We start from the raw sequence: 18,561 nt of genomic DNA, 5'->3' as shown, positions 1-18,561 counted from the left end.
TGAAACTTATACTTTCTTATATTTCAAGAAGAAACGACGTTGTCGTCTTCCTGGATGGATAACAATCGTTTCTTCAAAATACATCATTCTAAAAAGGTGGGTTTTTGATGAAAAGTAAAGGAATCAAGCTAATGCTTATGAGTCTAATGCTTCCAGCTCTGCTTGCAGGCTGTGGTGGCGGAAATAACAACGCGAAAGCTACAAATGCTCCTGCAAATGACAAAGCCGAAGCTACTGCCGAGGCAACAACGAACGCACCAGCCGAAAAAATTACACTGAAGTTCTTCACCGCACTTGCGGATCGGGCAAACGGTTCAGGCAAGGTGGAGCAAGACATTATCGACGCTTATATGAAAGAGCACCCTAACGTCAAGATAGAAGTGGAAGCGCTTCAAGATGAACCTTATAAATCAAAAATTAAAGTATATGCTTCCAGTAATCAGATGCCTGATATCATTCAAGCTTGGGGCCAGCCTTCTTTCCTGAGTCCTCTGCTCGATAATGACTTACTGCTTGAACTGAACAGCGCTGACTTCGAAGGTGATCAGTTTGTTTCCGGTTCCATGGACGGCTTCAGCAAAGATGGCAAACTGTACGGATTGCCACGTAGTGCCGACTATATGGTCATGTTCTATAACAAGAAAATCTTTGCTGACAACGGCATCGAGGTTCCGAAGACTACCGCTGACCTGCTCGCAGCTGTTAAAACATTGCGTGCCAACAAGATTAACCCTATCGCTATGAATGGTATGGATGCATGGACACTGCCAATCTGGTATGAGTTTGTTGCTCAACGACAAAATGGTGATTTTAATAAGATGGATGAAGCTGTTGCCCGTAAAATATCCTTTAATGATCCTAGCCTTGTTGCAGCTGCAACTGAAATGCAAGATTTCGCAAATGCTAAAGGTTTTGCCGATGGCTGGCTGACCGCCGATTACGGCGCAGCGCGTAACTTGTTCGGACAAGGACAAGCCGCTATGTTCTTTATGGGCGCTTGGGAGTCTGGCCTGGCTACAGATGTGAACTTCTCTGAAGAATTCCGCAATAATGTAGGCGCATTCGCTTTCCCTGGTTCAGATAAAGGTAAATCCACGGATGATGCTGCTTGGTACGGTGGTGGATATGCAGTAAGTAAAAACTCCAAGCATCCTGAAGCTGCTGTTGATTTCTTGAAGTATTTCTTCGCACCTGAGAACTGGTCCAAAATGTTATGGCAAGCTGGCGCGGGTACACCTGCGCAAAAATTCGATGAATTCCTAACTGGTAATGAAACTCAGCTCCAAAAAGAACTAGTGGATGTCTTCAGCTCGATGACCTCTTCTAGCGGAACCCCGCTACAGGATATTGGTAACGACGAGTTCAAGCAAAAGGTAATGGAGGCTCACCAAAGCCTGCTCTCCGGCGCTATGAATACAGCTGAATTCGCCAAAGCGCTTGACGCTGCGTCCGATAAATTGGCTGGTAAATAAGCTCTAATACTAGTAAGTACATGGATTACGGCGCTTCTAAATTAACATCATAATTAGTAGCGTACAACCCCCGACTCTCCCCAGAGGCCGGGGGTTTGTTTTCGAAAAAATGTGTACAATCATCTGAAATATACGGCATGTTCCATGGGCTAGCTACCCGTTACGATGGTAGTAGATAGATTACTCTTTCAAAGGACGGAGATTTCCATGCACAGAGTGTTAAGCGACAAAAAAGCGATATTCCTGCTCATCGCACCCGGGCTATTCCTGTTTGCTTTTATGATTTGCATCCCTATCTTCATGAGCGCATATTACGGCTCTACGGACTGGGGCGGAATCGGCAAGTACAATTTTATCGGCTTTGATAACTATCGTGAAATCCTATTTCATGACAAAGTATTCTGGACTTCGCTGGGGAATGCCCTGCTACTAACCGCTGCCACTGTATTCTTGCAGCATCCCTTTGCTATTCTCATAGGGATATTCCTGACCAATTCCGGTAAATACGAAAAAATATTCCGGACGATCTTTTTTATCCCCGCAGTAATTTCTGTTGTGGTTACAGCCAAGCTGTGGAGCGGGATTTTTCACCCCAATTACGGATTGCTCAACAAGTTGCTAAGTGGTGTCGGGCTGGATTCACTCACACATGATTGGCTTGGAGATCCGAAGACAGCAATCTGGTGCATCATCATTGTTGTTATGTGGCAAGGTTTTGGATACGCGCTGCTGCTATATTATTCAGGTCTGCAAGGCATTCCAAGTGATCTAAGCGAAGCCGCAAAAATCGATGGCGCAAACAACTATACCCTCTACACGCGCATTATCATACCGCTTCTATCGCCTATGATGCGAGTTGCCATTATCATCGCGGTAACAACCTGTCTTAAGCAAATGGAAACCGTGTTCTTAATGACCAACGGCGGCCCGGCGAACAGCACACAATTCTTAGGGAACTACCTTTACAAAACCGCCTTCTCATCATCGCTATACGGCTACGGTAATGCCATATCCATCCTATTTATTGTGTTCTGCCTTGTACTGACCGTAATACTCAACAAGGTTCTGAAGAAAGATATCGGAGAGTTTTAGAATCCCTGTAACCGGAGGAAATCATATGAATAATTCATTAGCACCTGCCGCTTCGCCCCCCAATCTGAAGCTTCATAAACAGAAGCGCAGTAAACCTACTACTGGCAAAATCCTAATGATGGTGTTTCTTTGTCTCATCGCTTTGATTCAGTTATTTCCGCTCATCTGGCTGATCGATTACTCCCTGCTAAAAAGTGGTGATTTCTTCGGAAGCTCTTTTCTGAAATGGCCATCCCCCCCGCAATGGGAGAATTATAGAAACGCGTTTACCTATGGGCGTGTACCACGCTACTTTGCCAACAGTCTTATCATTACAGTAATTACCGTTATGCTGTCCGCATTAGTGTCATTGATGATGGGGTATGCGTTCACCCGTATGAAATGGAAGCTAAGCGGTATCGTGCTGTCACTTATCATGATGGGTATGATCATTCCCATTCACGCGACACTGCTGCCGAACTTTATCCTGTTTAACAAGCTCGGAATGCTAAACAATATGTACACACTGATTCTGCCTTATTCGGCTATTGTTATCCCCATGAGTGTGCTCATCATGACTGGATTTCTAGAGACCATCCCTCGTGCGATTGAAGAGTCGGCGGTTATCGATGGCTGCGGCATTTACGGTGTGATCTTCCGCATCATCTTCCCTATTACGAAACCCGCACTAGCTACCATCTGTGTACTCAATTTCATCAGCACTTGGAATGAATTTATTATGGCGAACACCTTCCTCACCTCGGAGGATCTCAAAACCATTCCATTCTCCATTATGAAATTCGCTGGAGAATACTCGTCCAACTACGGTGCTCAGTTCGCTGTTATGACGATCATTGCGATCCCAACCATCCTGATCTATCTGCTCTTTACAGAACAGATGACTAAGGGAATTACGGCTGGGGCGGTTAAGGGCTAACACAAAAAGCGTGGAGAACTCTAGCTTTACTCCTCCAAGATTTTATTGACATTAACTTTCAACTCGTATATGATCTCCTTAGGCAAAAACACAACGAATTAAATTAAAAATTTAATATATCCCGTAAAGGGGAGTAGCTGTTAAATAAAGTCGTCAATACGAGAATATGAGGATATTCTCCGGCTTTATTGGCAATTCAACATTGTTAGCGAGACCTTTACCAATCAGGTTAGACCTTTATTCCAAAGGCTAATCTGTTTGGTAAAGGTCTTTTTTATATAAAATTGGTTAAAATGGTATAGTAAGTATCTTTTAGTAGATATTTGCATTAGAAAAGGGAGGACAACAGTAATGGATTGGGGATTAATATTAGAATATGGCTGGGTATTACTCGTTCTTGTAGCACTTGAAGGACTACTAGCCGCAGATAACGCATTAGTATTGGCAATTATGGTAAAGCACCTTCCTGATGAGGAAAGAAAGAAAGCACTATTTTACGGATTAGCCGGAGCCTTCGTGTTCCGTTTCGGTTCACTATTTGTCATCTCTTACCTGGTTGATATCTGGCAAGTACAAGCCATCGGCGCGATTTATTTATTGTTTATCGCAGGGAACCATATCTTCCGAAAACTATTGTTCAAGAAGCCTGTTACGGATGAAGCAGCTGAAAGCGGTACTGGAGCTGCAGTCAACAAAAAGAAATCCAGCTTCTGGTTTACTGTATTTAAAGTAGAAGTTGCTGACATCGCCTTCGCGGTCGATTCCATTCTTGCAGCAGTTGCCCTGGCGGTTGCTCTTCCTGCAAGTGGCCTTCCAAAAATCGGTGGACTTGACGGCGGTCAATTCCTCGTCATCTTTGCCGGTGGATTTATCGGACTTGTCATCATGCGTTTCGCAGCTACCTTCTTCGTTAAATTGCTCCACACCCGTCCAGGTCTTGAAATTGCAGCCTTCTTCATCGTAGGTTGGGTCGGAGTTAAGCTGGCAGTCATTACATTGGCACACCCTTCACTTGGTGTTCTTTCCGAAGATTTCGCACATAGTACTTGGTGGAAGCTCACCTTCTATGTTGTGCTCGTACTCATCGCTGCAATTGGTTGGTTTATGAGTAGCAAGGTTGAAGAGAACGCTAACGAGAATCCAATTAAAGAAGTAGATAAACAACTTCATTAATCCTATTTGAATCACAAATAAATAACCCGAAAGATACACCCTTTAGGTGTTAGTCTTTCGGGTTATTTTCTTTTAACTCCTATTTTGCTCCCGATATTCTTGTGGAGTGCAACCGACGAAAGAGAAGTGTAGAAGCGTTTAACTGCATTTTGTACATCTATAATTCTTCGAAACCCTCCGCCATTGGATATAATTGTATTTGGTACAACTATTTTTTTGATTTTCTCCCCTAGAGGTAGATTCTCCAGTTCTTAGTTGCAGAGAATGCAGTTAAATACACAATTCTCTTCTTACATAAGAATTAGCTGCACATAATGCAGTTATCTCGCTTACTCCAGCAAGATTCGGCGTTAAAGGAGAGGGGTTACCGAAAGCTACGTTCTATCAAGTAGCCATGTCCTCAGCCAGCCACCTCAAACTAAAAAAACCAGGGAGCGATTCTCCAATAATCGGAGAATCGCTCCCTGGCCAGTCTTTTTAACCCTTATTGACCAATCAGCTGATCCGTCTTTCCTTGCAGCTCCACTAGCTTCATGATCACCGAAGCGGCCTGCGCCTTCGTTACCGTCTGCTGCGGATTGAACTTGCCATTGTCATCCTTTAACAGTCCCAATTTCACAACAAGAGCCACTGCTCCCTTATTGTTTATAGATGCACTATCACTGAACTGACTTACCGTTACATCTTTATCAAGATAGGCTGTGAGTTTGTTGTATTTCAAAAAATTAGCTAACTGAACAGCCAGCTGTTCCCGAGTTAACTTACTATCAATTTGCAGGCTTTGATCCTTGTTGATCCACTTACGATCTGCTGCATAAGTAACAACATCATAATATGAATTCTCAGGCTTCACACCTGCCACAGTTTTTCGTTCATTATTACTATTATAATTGCTGAAATTCGGATTAGAAGCCTTGGCAAGGTAAGTTAACCAATCGCCAACGGTTATTTCTTGATCCGGGTTTACTTTACCATCGGCATCCGGAGTAATCACATGATATTTTACTAATTCTGATAATGGTTGTTCTGCTGCATGACCTTTGATATCCGTTGCAGATATTTGAGCATCTTGCTGACCGAGGTAATCAAAGACTGCTACCCATTTTCCAGTGGCTGCATCTAAAACCTGATACATTCCATTAGATTCATCAAAGGCTGTATCATATACCAGTTTCACCTTTGGCACCGCATTGCTATTATAACTATAGTATCCACCAACCTGAGTGTATCTTAGCTTAGTCTGATATTTAGGTTTATAACTTTCGAGCGCTTCCTTCTTGGAAATGGTAGCCTCAGGCGATAATGTGATATCATCGATACCGTCTATCCGATTCCCCATGTAAGAAATCAGTCTGCCGTAAAGATCCAAGCTAACCGTAAGGTTACTGTCACTCACAGGAATCCCTTGATGATATCTAATAAACTGATATCTAAATCCTGATCCGTCTGAAGTCACGCTTGAGTTATCTCCATCTTCTACAAGCTTTAGTTTCTGGCTCGCCTGAGGATACAGGCTATTAATTATACTAAGTACTTTAGTCTTAGCTTCAGCCTCACTAAGCTTCTTCCCTCCAGCAGGAGCCGGCTCTTCCTTCTTCTTATCCTGAGTAGCACCATAAGTTTGAATCTGATACTGTAATATTTCACCAGTCTTTGCATCAATCTCAGCAGAGGATTGTTCTGGAAAGCCAGCACCAATGAAACGTTCATTCCCACTACTACCCCAGGATAACTGCCAGATCTTCCGATCTGTTTGCTGGAAGTCACTTCTCAAGCTTTGTGAGATCAATTTACGATCTGCTGGAATATAAGCAACCTTCTTTACAAGCTGTTCCGCTTCTTTTGCAGTAAGCTCTGTAGTTGATGTTCTTGCTTGAAAGACATCCTTACCTTTTGCTACATCTGAATACACGACTGGGGTGGATACGGATTCTTTTCCTTCATAATCTATTCTCTTGCCGGTCAATGCATCGATAGGATATAGAGACTGATCCACTGGGCGCCAGCCTAAAATCCAGTTGTTAGGTTTTCCGTTCTTATAAATAGGAATGTAAAAAAGGCCTACATCAAACTGTTCCGCAAATTGCTTCTGTGCTTGCTCCAAGGTAATCTTGGGCTGTGCAGAAGGGTACTCAAGCCCTTGAGAAGACTTAGAGAATTGAATTACATTACCGTTGCCGTCCACGGCTATGTTAATGTTATCCGATCCAGAAGGCAGACCATTCTTCATGACACTGAAGTAATAGCTGTATTGAACAGGACCGAATAAAGAGTTCGAAAAATAATTATAACCGGCATCCTCATTTAATTGCAGATCACTGCTCTTAACCGATGCGGCTGCCTTAGCCACAAAAGCCTTGGCGATCTCCAGTGCCTGAGTCTGGGATACTTTCGGTGGATAATAGGATTCGTTATTCTCACGAGGGTATGAAATATACGTACTGATGATATCTCCATTAATGGCATCTACCTCACTGCTAAAGCCATATCCCATATTCCCCTCTTGAATCTGCCACTGAATATTCCAGATCATTTGATTTGCTGGAGGGGGGTAGCTTTGGTTAGATCCCAGTTGAACATTGTTTACCGTTGCATCCTTTAGGGCTGGGAATAGCTCTCTTAGCTTCGCAACCGCTTGCTCCTGTGTGAATTTCACTTTTGTAAGATCTGCCTCGGAGTTCGTTGTAGTCACCGGTGCTTGTGCGCTAACTTGTGTTACCGTAGTGTTGCTACTAACAGATGTAGAATCGGCTGCGGCCAAGCTTGGAGGTAACAATAATGCGATGGCGACAGAAGTAATCAATACCGTTTTAGCTGTCTGATGAACAAAGTGAGTGTTATTGCTTTTCAAAAGAATTCATCCTCCTCTAACACGTGATTCATAACATTATACAGATAATTACTTATATTTTCCATATTTAATTAACGACAGGAAATTACATGGTTTATGTAATGTATGCTCTATAAGCTATAATGGTAGGCAGCTACAGCTCAAACTCATCTATGAAAGGGGGCCACTCACATTACTGACTGGAACCTTCAGCCGCTTATAGACGGCATTACTGGCCTAGAAATTCGCAGTTGTCTAATCGTTCAACATGGAGAAACGATATTGGAGCATTATCGCGAGCCTGAAATCGCTACAGAGCTAGGCAAAATTAACTCATGCACTAAAAGCGTGCTCGCCGCCCTTGTCAGCATTGCCATAGATAAACAAATCGTTCCACCACCTGATACACCTATTTCTGTATTCTTCCCTCCATTAAAAGAGGATCAAGATCAACGAAAAAGAGAAATCACTATCCATCACTTATTAACAATGACAGCAGGCTTTAACTGGACAGAATTTGGGGGGCAGAATTCCTTTCCGAATATGACCAGAAACGCAGACTGGATAAAGTTTGTGCTCGCCCAGCCGCTATCTCATACGCCAGGCACTGAGATGAACTATAACTCTGGATGCTCTCAGCTCTTATCCGCTATCCTGCGGGAATGTTCTGGACAAGACGTTGCAGCATTTGCTGAAGATCAGCTATTTCAGCCGCTTGGTATCGAAAGCTATCGCTGGGACAGTGATCCGCAAGGCATACATACTGGTGGATTTGGCCTTTATATGATGCCTGAGGATATGCTCAAATTCGGTCTCCTTTATTTGCAAGAAGGGCGCTGGAGGGATCAGCAGCTCATTCATTCGGATACCGTTCAGAAGTCCACTCACCCTTATGTCTCAGCCACGCTACCACAGAAGGGCTTCTATGGCTGGCACTGGTGGGTATCCTCATTCAATGCAGGTACAGAGCAGCAGCCGAATGAGATCCCTTATTATTTTGCACTTGGCTTCATGGGCCAGCACATTATTGTGGTACCATCCTATGAGCTGGTTGCAGTCATTACTGCGGATAAATACAAGAAAGGCTCACCAGCTAATGTGTTCGGCCGATTTATCGTGCCAACGCTTCGTGGGCGATAAAAACAAGGGAATACCGTCCACTCCCATCATACAAGAAGGAAGCCGATCACACGGATCGGCTTCCTTCTTGTTTTCTTATTCAGCTTCGGCACAACAAGCTTACGTCGTTAATTTTGCATATACAACAAAAAATAACATCATTTCACCAATGATCAGGTAATTAGGTATAAGGAACAACAAATCTACTGCGAAAAAAACTCCAAGTAAACCTAATAATAACGCTAAATGGAACATCCCTAATCTTTGCTGTAAACGTCTGTATTTATGGAAGACCAACGAAGTAGAGAAGAAGTAGAGCAACACCGACCCAAAAATAAAACATACCATAAATGTATAATCTAGTTGTTCGAGAAATAACAGTTGGATCGAAGCAGCGATCATACTCAAGGAAATATAAATAAACAAATGGCCATAAATGATGGTCTGTCCGGCAGTCTCTATGCTCTTGTCCACTTTCTTCTCAACATTATCAAAGTATTGCCACCACATAGCTATAATTAATAGAAAAGTTAATAATGCAAATAAAATAGATTGCCACGTCCAGTGGCTAGACTGTAAGACTGCAAGTATACTGACCACTGATTCGCCAAGTAGAATGAGGGTAAACAACGAGAAACGTTCTAATAAATGATGAGTGTTTATCGGGCTTTTCACCAAGTATCTCCGGCCGATTAAGGGAAGCAAGATATCTACAGTAATTCCCGCATACAAAACTACATAACGTATCCAAGAGTCAAAGAAAAGGGATAATGCAGAGATCACTAATCCAATCCAAAACCGACTTCCCAAATAGCGGGCAGTACCCTTTCTATCAGCTGCTTCATTCTTATTTACCGTAAGATATTGAATGGCAGTCATAGCTCTTAAGCCAACATAACCTATTAGAAATGGCATATAGTATTGATCAAAGTTAACCGATAAGCTAGCCGTCATTATTAATACAAAAAATAATTGTAGAATCAGAAATATCCGGTGTGAAAAGATGTCTTGTCCAAACCGATTCACAAAAAGCGATTGCCCCACCCAGGCCCACCAGATCGGAATGAATATTAAGATAAATTTAGATAAATATTCAAGTGGAATTGTACCCGCCTCTACATGCAACAAGACATGACTCGCTTTTGAAACCGCAGCTACAAAAAGCAGATCATAAAATAGTTCCAGCCAGGTCACTTTCTTCTCAGCAAAGGATGCTGTGCTCTGTTCAAATCCCCATGTGCGTTTATTCATCGTTTTACTCCCTTAGTTTGGATGTGTATATAATACAGTTTATCGAGTACTTATCCATCTTAACCGAATTGATATACTAATTTGAAGCCCCTTTATTTCCACTCAAAAATCACGCAAAAAAAGCTCCCCCTTGCCTAAACTCGACAAAGGAAAGCTATAGATATATCTCCAACTATATTTAATTCCGCCACTTCATAAACTTGTAATCAAGAAAATCAACAAGTAAGAAGAGGACAAACCCTACCAAGCTGAACAGCATAATACCCGCATACATCTCCGGATAATCCAGTCTTAACCAAGCATCCATAATGAAAAAGCCCATGCCATGCTCAGTTCCGTAAATCTCCGTGAAAAAGAGTACAGATATCGCTGTTCCAAGCGAAATACGAATCGTACTCAGAATGACCGACAGTGCACCCGGCAGTGTCACATGCCAGAACTTCTGCACCGTACTTGCCCCTATACTCGTTAAGACATCATAGGTATTCTCAGGAATAGCCTTCACACCATCCCTTACGGAGATAATAATCTGGAACAAGAGAATCATCATGATCATTAAGATTTTTGACGTTTCACCAAGCCCGAAGAATAGCATCACAACGGGAAGCAGAGCGATTTTTGGGACAGGATAGGTTAAATAAACGACAGGGTCAAGCAGCTTATTCCAAGTCAGTGAACGTCCCATCAGAAGACCAATGAGCAGTCCAATGATTAACGCCAGCACTACACCTGCAAAAATTCTGAACAAGCTATATCCTACATTTAAAGCAATCTCCTGACCACCTAAGTGAAACATAGCGTTATATACAGCGAATGGACTCGGCAAAATCGAATGATTCATAAGCAAATAGGCAATATACCACACCACATTCATACAAAAGAACACAAACAACAGTCTTATTATGTGATGAATCCGATTTTTTCTCACCATATCTCCTGCATTACCTTTCTGATTCGCTTAGTCTGTTCAAAGAAATCTACACTGTCCCGCTTAACTTCATGCTTCATTTGAAATACCAATTGATTATCGATCATTTCCGGAGCTTCTTCTTTATTTGATGGCATAACAATAATTTTCTGCCCCAGCAGAATAGCTTCTTCCACATCATGGGTAACAAATAAGGTAGTCGCCGGATGCGCTAACCAGTTATCCAAAAAGAGAATCTGTAGCGTTTCCCTAGTAATCGCATCCAGTGCGGAGAAAGGCTCGTCCAGCAGTAAAATAGTAGGCAAAATGGCGAATGCTCTGGCGATTGCCACTCTTTGCTGCTGTCCTCCACTGAGTGATAGAGGATAACGATCAGTTAAATCAGAGATTCCCATCGACGAAAGCCACTGCTTAATCTGATTCTCCCGTTCTTGCTTGGATGTGCTCGCAGTATGCGAGATTTTCATCGCGATTTGAATATTATCATGTACAGTCTTCCATGGGAGAAGCCCATAATTTTGTGGTACCAGGCCGATCAGAGTTTCTTTATCATGCACGGATTTTTCATTAAAAAGAATTTGCCCCATATAGCTTGGCAGCAAGCCCGCAATCGCCCGTAATAAAGTGGATTTTCCGCTGCCAGAGGGTCCGATGATCGTGTAAATCCCATGCTCCGGTAAAGATAGGTCCATCTTCCCTAAGGCCAGTTGACCTGTCTTATACTCTACTTTAAGGTCCTTAATGACGAGTCCTTTATTTCTTGAATTGGACATCAGAAATCACATCTTCAGCCGAGATATTTTTGCTAAGCAAACCTTTTTCCCGTGCCCAAGCAAATGCGGCTTCTACTTCTTTCACATCCACTTGATTGGCAGGGACATAATCAGGCACCTTGATCTCATCTTTCAACGTTTCTGGATAACCAACTTCTTTGATCACAAGATCAATATATTCGGATTGATCATGAGATTTCATATATGCTACCGCCTCGTCATAAGCAGCATACATATTGCGGATCGCATCTGCCTTAGCATCAATAGCAGTTTGTGGGAAAGCCAATACAAATGGATTCACTCCTGCTGTATGTGTGGAGCTAAGCACGCGCAAGCCTGAAGCTTTACCCATTGTTACAAATGGTTCAGGCAAAATAGCCGCATCCGCCTTATTGTTCTTAAGCAATTCTAACCGGGTAGGGATTTGTGGAACCTCAGTTACCGTGATATCATTTTCTGTCAAACCCGCTTGTTTCAGCATCATCGCCACAGTATATTGTGTGGAAGTATTTTTGGACAAAATCACGGTTTTGCCTTTCAGATCCTTCACATCTTGGATCGCATCATTCCCAGTCAATAAATCGAATTCACCAAAAGTTGTGCTAGTGATCTTCACATCCAGCCCGGCTTCATTATAGATAGAAATCGCAACCAAATCAGCACTGATCCCCTCTAACTTGCCTGCTTGAAAGGCGACATCACGGTCTTTTGCACTCTTGAACGTTTGGATGTCCAGGTTCACTCCATGTTTCTTATCAAAACCTTGCTCATGAGCAATTACAAAAGGAATCGCATCAATCGAGGGCAGTAAGCCAAGCGACAAAGTAACAGCTTCTTTTGAGGTCTCTGCTGCGTTTCCCTCTGTCGATGCTGTATTCGTGTTATTCTTTGAACCACAACCTACTGCAAGTACAGCGACGACAACGACCATCATCGGCAACATCAACATTCTTTTTAGTGCTTTTTTCTTCATAAAACTCTCCTACCTCCATTAATCTTTCTATAGTAGACATGCCCCTATTCTTTGCAATCTGCAAAAGAGCATGCAAAAAGCCCTTAAGCTGTTCCAGGACGCTTCAGGTATTGTAATTTTACATCAGTCATCACAGCTTGTATATTCATAAATTTAAATAGTTATATTTATCACATACTTAGATGCAAAAAAATCCGAACCATCCTGCAAGGAATCTCCCCTGCAAATTGCTCCGGATTTTCGCTAATTACACCTCATAGTTCACTACATAATTCTGCAGCTCTGTATTGTAAAAGCCGATACTATACTCCGTTACCTTGCCCAGCTCGTCATAAGAATAACGGGTTCGCTTCAGCAAGGGACGCTTCTTATCAAGGAGCAATATCTCCTCGACATCAGGCGGAGGAACGGCAACGGAAAATTCATCACGCAGTTTCTCTAAGGAAACGCTCCGCTCTTCAAGTAGTTCATACAAGGACTGGGCATTTAAGTCTAGTACATCCAAATCATCCATACCATTTACTAAATAATGCGTGTAATGAACGTATGGAATATCATTTAGACTGTATATGCGTTCCAAGCGTATACAATGTTCGCCGAATAAGCGGTAAGGTTCGCTTCCGACTTCATTATATACTCGCTCCGCCTTCATCCATTGCTTCCGAATTTGGTGCCCTTCATCCACTAGAATTTCCGTGAATTTTTTCCACTTGGACAGCTTGGATGATGAGGTATTACGGATCACCTTCGTCCCCTTGCCGCTCCCCTTCTCCAGAAATCCTTCTTGGACAAGCTCCTGAATGGCACCGCGCACCGTGATCTTGCTGACATTGAATTCCTGCTCTAGCTGAGGCTCAGAAGGAATATTCAATCCAATAGGATAGACTCCGTGTAGAATCCGATCCTTTATAATATTTGCAATTTGTATATATAAGGGCTTATCTTTTCGGGACAAACTCAAGAAGTTCACTACCTTTCTACATCGCCTACGGATAGAGTCATAGCTCGAAGTATATCCGCTTCTGAAGCCATGGGAGTGTCTCCCTCGACAGTATGGGCTAGCATACTAGCGGCAGCGGCAAATCGCACCGTCTGCTCTGAGGTAAAGCCAGTTAGCTCTCCATGCACAATTCCGCTCGTATAGGCATCTCCAGCCCCTATTCTATCATAGACGAGAAATCTCAGCGTATCCGAAAAGAAGAAGCTCTGGTTCTTATAAAGATACCCACGCAGTGAATGTGAGTTGTCGCCATGAATACTGCGATGGGTGCCTGCGATCACCGAGATATCGTACTGCTTCGCAACTGCCGGAATAAGTTCGAGCAATTGCTCTTCACGTTCAGCTTGGGCAGTGCTCATCCCCAAGATAAATATCGCATCCTTCTCATTCATCATTACGATATCAGCCAGCTGCAGCATCTCCCCGTAATGCGGCTTCGCTAGCGAATACCCTTCCGGTCCCCATAATGACGGACGATAGTTGCAATCAAAGATCACAGTCCCACCCTGCTGCTTGACAGCTCTAGCCAAGGATTTCATATGATGACGTACACTATCGTTCATAGCCAGCGTAATGCCGCAGAAATGAATCACATCCAGACTTCGCGCAATCTCTTCATAATTATAAGTTTCCTCAGGAGCCGTATTGAAGCTACTCTCCAGACGATTACTATAAGTCACCTTGCTTGGACGTGCACCAAATCCATTCTCCAAGAAATACAAGCCCAGATATTCTCCTCCTCGTATAACGAGGTTAGATGAAATACCCAGCTTCCGCAAATACGCGGCGGCGGCCTCTCCCAAGGAGGTAGTCGGCAAACGGGAAATCAAATAACCTTCATGCCCGAAGCGTGCCAGTGCCGAGCTGACATTAACCCCGGTGCCGGAGAATGAATAGTTTAAGACGTTTCCCTGTGATAGCAGCTGAACTCCCGGCACCTGCAGACGCATCATCACTTCTCCGAATGCCCCGATTCGTTTAGGCATATTTATCTGTCAGCCTCTTCATAATTCCAAGCAAATCACTTACATCCTGGATCCGGGTTTTTCCCGATTCTTTATCAATAATGGATGAATAGACATGCGGAATCACTTGTGGTACCCCTGCTTCAAGAGCAATCTCCAGAATAGCCTCGAAATTATCCATATCAATTCCGCCGGTTGGTTCGAGTGCAAATCCTGCCTCAGCACAAGCCTTCGCGACAGAGCGGTATTCCTCTTCACGGCTTAATCCCTGCATTGGAAAGTACTTCAGTGCATTACCACCCATATCCCGAACAAGCGCAATTGCTGATGCTACAGGTACAATTGCCGCTTCACTCTCCGCAGCACTGAAGAGTCCTGTTGAAATATTCACATAACCCGCACGACCAGAAGGAGCGACCATGCTGTTGATCCAGCTGTCCTTCCCGCCCAGATTAGCGCGTGTAGCTCCGACAACAGGGAACGCCTGGTTAATATGACTACCCGGATAATGCTTAGCAATCTCGGCCACAATTGCCGCTTGGCGATTATCCCCTGCACCTAAGCCAATCGATACCGCATCTTCAATTTCTTGACCATATTGCTTCATCGCTGTTACGGCTTCTTCTACCGACTTATAATCCTTAGAGAGCACACCAACCAGCACATACCCTTCCGCCGCTTCATAAATCTCTTTAGCATTAGTGATATCTTTAGCGAGTACATTTAATGCGGTGCGTCCCTTATAAAAACGTTGTGAAATCGATGTCATCTTATTGTCCCCCTATCAATTTATGAATGCTGTCTACAATCACGAGCAGGTCATCGCCAAGAAGCGGCCGTGGGTCAATATCGAAATATCCCTGCTTCACTCCATAATCGCGGGTATAGATCGCAATCTCGCCCCGCTGCAACCCCCCTACCAATTCCTTAGCCGTAATACCGGCCAGCTGCGGATCAACCTGAACTCGGCCGCGATAGATGGCACGGCCCGCCTCATCCTGCACAATGGTTACTCGAATTCCCGGAAGATCATTCAACACCATCAATCCCTGTAATGATGCTTGCTCGTTGTCACTCTTGTCTTCCTTGACCATGTATTCCTGTAAAGCTTGCAGCAGACCAAAGGAAGTTTCTTTACCGACCTTCATACTGCGACCTATTCCATACAATTGGACCTTAACCCATTCTACATATTTACGTTTGCCGGCGATAATACCGGATGTTGGCCCTTCAATGGCTTTAGAACCACTATAAATTGCCAGATCAGAGTATTTTACATATTTACAGAGGTCTTCTTCCGCTGCGGCATCAACGATTAGCGGCACCCCTTTACGCTTGGCGATCTCCCATGCCTCTTCGACGGATAACATATTTTTCTGCACTGCATGGTGGGACTTCACGTACAGAATGGCAGCCGTCTGCTCAGAAATGGCATCCTCTATATGCTCGGCCCGGCCTTCATTCGCATAACCGACCTCAATTAGTTTACCTCCGCCTAGATAGACCATCGTTTCCACAGGAGCCCCGTACTGTACATTATGCCCCTTCAGAATGATGATTTCATTGCGTGGAATGGCTTCTTGGTGCAAACGTTCACTGCGGCGCCGATTGCCTTGGGTCACTAGCGCCGCAACGGACAATGCAATCCCGCTGGAGGCTGAGTTAACGATAAGCGCTGCTTCAGCGCCGAGCATTCGTGCCGTGAAATCTCCGGCTTTATCCACCAGATCCGCTATTTCCACATAACTCTGTCCGCCTTGCTTCATCGCCTCCATCACTGTGTCGGACGGAGCGGACACCCCCAGGATACTCATTCTGCCGCTTGCATTGATTACACGTTTAAGCCCGTATTTCGCATTTAATGAATTCCCCACCTATAACCACTCCTTTTGCATGGATTACTTTATCCGTGATTCTTTCTTTTCCTTCAGAATCAACAAGCACTGCAGACTTATGCTGCAGGATGAAGAGGGTCAGGTTTGCAGGATCTCCCACCTGAATTCGGCCCAGCTCCGGCCTGCCCAGCCACTCCGCCGCATTGGAAGTAACCGCTGCCACAATCTCATCCAGAGCATAGCCCAAACATAGAAACTTGGAAAGTACATTAGACATGCTAAAGACAGGTCCCTTCTTTCGATTCACTCGATAGATATCCGTGCTAATCGTATTCAGTCCAATACCATTACGTTTAGCAGCCTCAGCTACCTTAAAAGAGAAGCTAGCTGTTCCATGTCCCACATCTAGATGAACTCCCCGTTCAATAGCTTCAGTCAGTACCTGAAGCGGCTGACCATCCGCTGCAAACAAATTATTCTCTTTTCCGTTGAGATAATGAGTCACGATATCCTTACGCTGCAGAAGGGGCATAACCTCTCTGATATCTGGCGGTGCTGATCCGATATGTACCATTAACGGCAACCCTGTCTCCATTGAAAGGCTTCGTGCAATATGCAGTGGTTCAATCCCGCTGGCGCCGACAACACTCTTACTGATTCTGGCCTTTAATCCCACGATCATTTCCCCATATGTTCGGACAGCTTGCAGGATCTTCTCCTTATCAATCCATTCCAAGTTGGACAATTCATCAATTCTTAGCAGTCCGATCCGCGAGATATTCAAGAAAGCCAGCACATTCGTCTTAGCCTGAGACGCATCCAGAGCCAGATCACCTATCCGATCCGCCCCGCAGCTACCCGCATCGACTATAGTGGTCACCCCTTGCCGGACGCCGATCTCATCAATCTCGTCACCATACGGATCAAATTCACGAAAGGCATGCACATGCATATCGATCCAGCCACTGGATACGTACGCGCCTGAACCTTCCCACTCCTGCCCCCCACGCCCCTCCCCTGCCGGGGTAATCTCCGCGATCTTGCCATTCTCGATTACAATGTCGATCTCTTCTCCGCTTACTCGTTTCACCTGACGGAGTACGTATCTTTCATCCATTGTTCTCACCTTTTTCCATATAACATTATAATGTTTAAAATACCACGAAAAGCGCATTAAGTAAATATAACGTTATAATGTTTATGTATAAAAACTAATTCACCTTGTCGGGTTAATAGGCATTTGTTAGTGTGAATTTATAGCTTGCGGTGCACTTATTGCACTCTCCGCAGGAATTTTCAGTGGTTTGGCGAGTAAGAACTCTAGTATTGGTGAAGGATTTTGCTTAGGTAGAACGTTTTATAGGGAAAACCTCCCTATAAATTAGGTCATAGCTGTTGTATGAACAAGTTATACGGAATTTCTCCCTGTATACTTGCCAATTTCAATTAAAAACAGCCAGTTCAGCTGAATTAAGAGGAACAATTCCCTCTATTCTATCGACATGACCTTATATTATAGAATTACAGGGAGTAATTCCCTATAGTTCTAGCGTTTTGACCCTGAAGTAGAGAAATAACTTTAATCCCCCTTAGTTTTTCCATCGAAGTTATCTATAATTTTTTCATTGTATAATTTCCCATGCAATAAAAAAGATGACTCCTTATGATTTTAGAAGTCATCTGCTCAGATCCTATGAATTTAATAACCCTACATGTATCTTAATAACAGCCTTCTTAATCTGCTTACCCGGTTGACCCATCCCAGGTCTGTGTACATCATGCGGGAAAAAGACAGCGAACATCCCCGGCTTCAAAGTTAACACAATTTCATCGGATGACGGAGGATAAAGTGCATAGTCTGCTTCGGCATCGTAAGGCTTAATAGCCTCGGTCCCTTCTTGCAAGGGTGACCAGCCGATCGTTTCTTCCCCTTCGATCAAATAATGCACATCAATATAGGTCTCATGCTTCTCAGCAACCTGTTCCTCTAGCGACTTCGCCTCAAGCGCCATAATCGAAACGTATATCTCGTTACCGCGGATCTCGATTCGCCCGAGATCCGGTTCGTGTTGTAAGATGACTTTCAATTCCTCAATAGCCTCTACAATGACTGAATTCTCGTATCTGCTATGCTCTTCCCAAGATGTTAATGAACCTAAGATCATATTGTCTCATTCTCCTCGCCACTCAATTCGCTTACAGAGGTTGTTCAAAAAGTCCGCTTTTGATCACGA

The 18,561-nt window shown here is 43.8% G+C and carries 16 protein-coding genes; 5 read left to right on the top strand and 11 right to left on the bottom strand.

Annotation, left to right across the window (positions count from 1 at the left end; translation table 11 throughout):
• Positions 1–107 precede the first annotated feature (107 nt).
• From CA600_RS28185 to CA600_RS28170, 4 genes are all read left to right on the top strand, one after another.
• Positions 108–1,472, top strand: coding sequence for an ABC transporter substrate-binding protein (locus CA600_RS28185; protein ID WP_094874434.1), 1,365 nt, complete (start codon positions 108–110; stop codon positions 1,470–1,472).
• A gap of 207 nt (positions 1,473–1,679) precedes the next feature.
• The gene (locus tag CA600_RS28180) at positions 1,680–2,564 is read left to right on the top strand and encodes a carbohydrate ABC transporter permease (RefSeq protein WP_042130723.1); all 885 of its coding nucleotides are present in this window, start codon (positions 1,680–1,682) and stop codon (positions 2,562–2,564) included.
• Positions 2,565–2,589: 25 nt separating this feature from the next.
• A complete protein-coding gene (locus CA600_RS28175; protein ID WP_094874433.1) occupies positions 2,590–3,480 on the top strand; it encodes a carbohydrate ABC transporter permease in 891 nt (296 codons plus the stop codon).
• Positions 3,481–3,831: 351 nt separating this feature from the next.
• The gene (locus tag CA600_RS28170; RefSeq protein ID WP_094874432.1) at positions 3,832–4,653 is read left to right on the top strand and encodes a TerC family protein; all 822 of its coding nucleotides are present in this window, start codon (positions 3,832–3,834) and stop codon (positions 4,651–4,653) included.
• 484 nt (positions 4,654–5,137) lie between these two features.
• Here the strand turns inward: CA600_RS28170 and CA600_RS28165 are convergent, their stop codons facing one another.
• Positions 5,138–7,504 carry a YcdB/YcdC domain-containing protein gene (locus tag CA600_RS28165; RefSeq protein ID WP_094874431.1) on the bottom strand — a complete coding sequence of 789 codons (2,367 nt, stop codon included), beginning with the start codon at positions 7,502–7,504 and terminating at the stop codon, positions 5,138–5,140.
• A 171-nt stretch (positions 7,505–7,675) separates the two neighbouring features.
• On the opposite strand from CA600_RS28165, the gene CA600_RS28160 reads away from it, so the two are divergent.
• Positions 7,676–8,623: a serine hydrolase domain-containing protein gene (locus CA600_RS28160; protein ID WP_094874430.1), complete on the top strand. Its 948-nt coding sequence runs from the start codon at positions 7,676–7,678 to the stop codon at positions 8,621–8,623.
• Positions 8,624–8,722: 99 nt separating this feature from the next.
• Here the strand turns inward: CA600_RS28160 and CA600_RS28155 are convergent, their stop codons facing one another.
• The 10 genes from CA600_RS28155 to CA600_RS28110 all read right to left on the bottom strand — a co-directional run bounded on the left by CA600_RS28155 (position 8,723) and on the right by CA600_RS28110 (position 18,492).
• Positions 8,723–9,853 (bottom strand): low temperature requirement protein A, encoded by a 1,131-nt coding sequence (locus tag CA600_RS28155; protein WP_094874429.1) that lies wholly within the window; start codon positions 9,851–9,853, stop codon positions 8,723–8,725.
• A gap of 178 nt (positions 9,854–10,031) precedes the next feature.
• Positions 10,032–10,727: an ABC transporter permease gene (locus CA600_RS28150; RefSeq protein WP_256990045.1), complete on the bottom strand. Its 696-nt coding sequence runs from the start codon at positions 10,725–10,727 to the stop codon at positions 10,032–10,034.
• Positions 10,728–10,777: 50 nt separating this feature from the next.
• Complete coding sequence (locus CA600_RS28145) at positions 10,778–11,554, bottom strand: ABC transporter ATP-binding protein (protein WP_094874427.1); 777 nt, start codon at positions 11,552–11,554, stop codon at positions 10,778–10,780.
• A complete protein-coding gene (locus CA600_RS28140; RefSeq protein ID WP_094874426.1) occupies positions 11,535–12,527 on the bottom strand; it encodes an ABC transporter substrate-binding protein in 993 nt (330 codons plus the stop codon). Before CA600_RS28140 ends, CA600_RS28145 begins: the two co-directional genes overlap by 20 nt.
• Before the next feature lie 247 nt (positions 12,528–12,774).
• Entirely contained in the window at positions 12,775–13,488 is a 714-nt protein-coding gene (locus CA600_RS28135) for a GntR family transcriptional regulator (protein WP_094874425.1), read from the bottom strand.
• An 8-nt stretch (positions 13,489–13,496) separates the two neighbouring features.
• Complete coding sequence (locus CA600_RS28130; RefSeq protein ID WP_094874424.1) at positions 13,497–14,513, bottom strand: sugar kinase; 1,017 nt, start codon at positions 14,511–14,513, stop codon at positions 13,497–13,499.
• Positions 14,506–15,261 carry a 2-dehydro-3-deoxy-phosphogluconate aldolase gene (dagF, locus tag CA600_RS28125; RefSeq protein ID WP_094874423.1) on the bottom strand — a complete coding sequence of 252 codons (756 nt, stop codon included), beginning with the start codon at positions 15,259–15,261 and terminating at the stop codon, positions 14,506–14,508. The genes CA600_RS28130 and dagF overlap by 8 nt, the downstream gene beginning before the upstream one ends.
• 1 nt (position 15,262) lies before the next feature.
• Positions 15,263–16,366, bottom strand: coding sequence for a DgaE family pyridoxal phosphate-dependent ammonia lyase (locus tag CA600_RS28120; RefSeq protein WP_094874422.1), 1,104 nt, complete (start codon positions 16,364–16,366; stop codon positions 15,263–15,265).
• Positions 16,332–17,444 carry an amidohydrolase/deacetylase family metallohydrolase gene (locus CA600_RS28115; RefSeq protein ID WP_094874421.1) on the bottom strand — a complete coding sequence of 371 codons (1,113 nt, stop codon included), beginning with the start codon at positions 17,442–17,444 and terminating at the stop codon, positions 16,332–16,334. Before CA600_RS28115 ends, CA600_RS28120 begins: the two co-directional genes overlap by 35 nt.
• A 574-nt stretch (positions 17,445–18,018) precedes the next feature.
• Positions 18,019–18,492, bottom strand: coding sequence for a YhcH/YjgK/YiaL family protein (locus CA600_RS28110; protein WP_094874420.1), 474 nt, complete (start codon positions 18,490–18,492; stop codon positions 18,019–18,021).
• Positions 18,493–18,561 lie beyond the last annotated feature (69 nt).

Source organism: Paenibacillus sp. VTT E-133280 (assembly GCF_002264385.1).
Classification (GTDB): Bacteria; Bacillota; Bacilli; order Paenibacillales; family Paenibacillaceae; genus Paenibacillus_AQ; species Paenibacillus_AQ nitricinens.
Note: the sequence above shows the minus strand (reverse complement) of the source record. Positions and strands in the feature narration are given on the sequence as shown.